The 2,946-nt window shown below is 53.6% G+C and carries 1 rRNA gene; it reads right to left on the reverse strand.

Annotated features, from left to right (window positions below):
• Positions 1 to 46: 46 nt before the first annotated feature.
• Positions 47 to 2,929, reverse strand: a 23S ribosomal RNA gene (locus ABQJ48_RS37315).
• Between the last annotated feature and the right edge of the window lie 17 nt (positions 2,930 to 2,946).

A 2,946-nucleotide genomic window follows, 5' to 3' on the forward strand; every position in this document is an offset into this window, starting at 1 on the left:
TCCATCAGCGCTCAAGCGCTAACGGCTGCCGACACACACCTGTTATAGGATCAAGCCTTACGGGCAATTAGTATCAGTTAGCTCAACGCATTACTGCGCTTACACACCTGACCTATCAACGTCCTGGTCTTGAACGACCCTTCAAGGGGCTCGAAGCCCCGGGGATATCTCATCTTAAGGCGAGTTTCCCGCTTAGATGCTTTCAGCGGTTATCTCTTCCGAACATAGCTACCCGGCGATGCCACTGGCGTGACAACCGGTACACCAGAGGTTCGTCCACTCCGGTCCTCTCGTACTAGGAGCAGCCCCCTTCAAATATCCAGCGCCCACGGCAGATAGGGACCAAACTGTCTCACGACGTTTTAAACCCAGCTCACGTACCTCTTTAAATGGCGAACAGCCATACCCTTGGGACCGGCTACAGCCCCAGGATGAGATGAGCCGACATCGAGGTGCCAAACACCGCCGTCGATATGAACTCTTGGGCGGTATCAGCCTGTTATCCCCAGAGTACCTTTTATCCGTTGAGCGATGGCCCTTCCATACAGAACCACCGGATCACTATGACCTGCTTTCGCACCTGCTCGACTTGTCGGTCTCGCAGTTAAGCACGCTTATGCCATTGCACTATCAGCACGATTTCCGACCGTACCTAGCGTACCTTCGTACTCCTCCGTTACACTTTGGGAGGAGACCGCCCCAGTCAAACTGCCTACCATGCACTGTCCCCGATCCGGATTCACGGACCAGGGTTAGAACCTCAAACAGATCAGGGTGGTATTTCAAGGTTGGCTCCACGCAAACTGGCGTTCACGCTTCTTCGCCTCCCACCTATCCTACACAGACCGGTTCAAAGTCCAATGCAAAGCTACAGTAAAGGTTCATGGGGTCTTTCCGTCTAGCCGCGGGGAGATTGCATCATCACAAACACTTCAACTTCGCTGAGTCTCGGGAGGAGACAGTGTGGCCATCGTTACGCCATTCGTGCAGGTCGGAACTTACCCGACAAGGAATTTCGCTACCTTAGGACCGTTATAGTTACGGCCGCCGTTTACCGGGACTTCAATCAGGAGCTTGCACCCCATCATTTAATCTTCCGGCACCGGGCAGGCGTCACACCCTATACGTCCACTTTCGTGTTTGCAGAGTGCTGTGTTTTTATTAAACAGTCGCAGCCACCAGTTTATTGCAACCCCTTCACCCTCTGCGCGCAGGCGCATCAGGCTACCAGGGCGTACCTTATCCCGAAGTTACGGTACCAATTTGCCGAGTTCCTTCTCCCGAGTTCTCTCAAGCGCCTTAGAATACTCATCTCGCCCACCTGTGTCGGTTTGCGGTACGGTCACTGTTGAACTGAAGCTTAGAGGCTTTTCCTGGAACCACTTCCGATTGCTTCGCAGCCGAAGCTGCTGGCCTCACACCCTTGAATTACGCGCCCGGATTTGCCAAAGCGCCTTCTCCAATGCAAGGACCGGGACTTCCAACACCCGGACAACCTTCCGCGATCCGTCCCCCCATCGCATTCAACACTGGTGCAGGAATATTGACCTGCTTCCCATCAGCTACGCATTTCTGCCTCACCTTAGGGGCCGACTCACCCTACGCCGATGAACGTTGCGTAGGAAACCTTGGGCTTACGGCGAGGGGGCCTTTCACCCCCTTTATCGCTACTCATGTCAGCATTCGCACTTCCGATACCTCCAGCACACTTTCCAGTGCACCTTCGCAGGCTTACGGAACGCTCTCCTACCATGCACATCACTGTGCATCCGCAGCTTCGGTATATTGCTTAGCCCCGTTACATCTTCCGCGCAGGACGACTCGATCAGTGAGCTATTACGCTTTCTTTAAAGGATGGCTGCTTCTAAGCCAACCTCCTGACTGTTTTAGCCTTCCCACTTCGTTTCCCACTTAGCAATATTTGGGGACCTTAGCTGGCGGTCTGGGTTGTTTCCCTCTTGACACCGGACGTTAGCACCCGATGTCTGTCTCCCGTGATTGCACTCTTCGGTATTCGGAGTTTGCTATGGCGTAGTAATCCGCAATGGACCCCACAACCATGACAGTGCTCTACCCCCGAAGGTGATACACGAGGCACTACCTAAATAGTTTTCGGAGAGAACCAGCTATTTCCAGGTTTGTTTAGCCTTTCACCCCTATCCACAGCTCATCCCCTAACTTTTCAACGTTAGTGGGTTCGGACCTCCAGTACGTGTTACCGCACCTTCATCCTGGCCATGGATAGATCACCTGGTTTCGGGTCTACACCCAGCGACTGGACGCCCTGTTCGGACTCGCTTTCGCTACGCCTGCCCTAATCGGTTAAGCTCGCCACTGAATGTAAGTCGCTGACCCATTATACAAAAGGTACGCCGTCACCCCCTTGCGAAGGCTCCGACTGTTTGTATGCATGCGGTTTCAGGATCTGTTTCACTCCCCTCCCGGGGTTCTTTTCGCCTTTCCCTCACGGTACTGGTTCACTATCGGTCGATCACGAGTATTTAGCCTTGGAGGATGGTCCCCCCATCTTCAGACAGGATTTCACGTGTCCCGCCCTACTTCTCGTACACCCAGTTCTTCCCCACTGTTTTCGCCTACGGGGCTATCACCCGCTATGGCGGCACTTTCCAGAGCCTTCGGCTAACAGTGAAGATAAAGAGTACAGGCTGGTCCCATTTCGCTCGCCACTACTCTGGGAATCTCGGTTGATTTCTTTTCCTGCGGTTACTTAGATGTTTCAGTTCACCGCGTTCGCTTCGCATGACCTATGGATTCAGTCATGGATACTCCATTCGGAGTGGGTTTCCCCATTCGGACATCTTCGGATCAAAGCTCGTTTGCCAGCTCCCCGAAGCTTTTCGCAGGCTACCGCGTCCTTCATCGCCTGTGATCGCCAAGGCATCCACCACATGCACTTGTTCGCTTGACCCTATAACGGGTGTGTCT

The sequence above is a fragment of the Paraburkholderia suaedae genome (assembly GCF_040812055.1).
Lineage (GTDB): Bacteria > Pseudomonadota > Gammaproteobacteria > Burkholderiales > Burkholderiaceae > Paraburkholderia.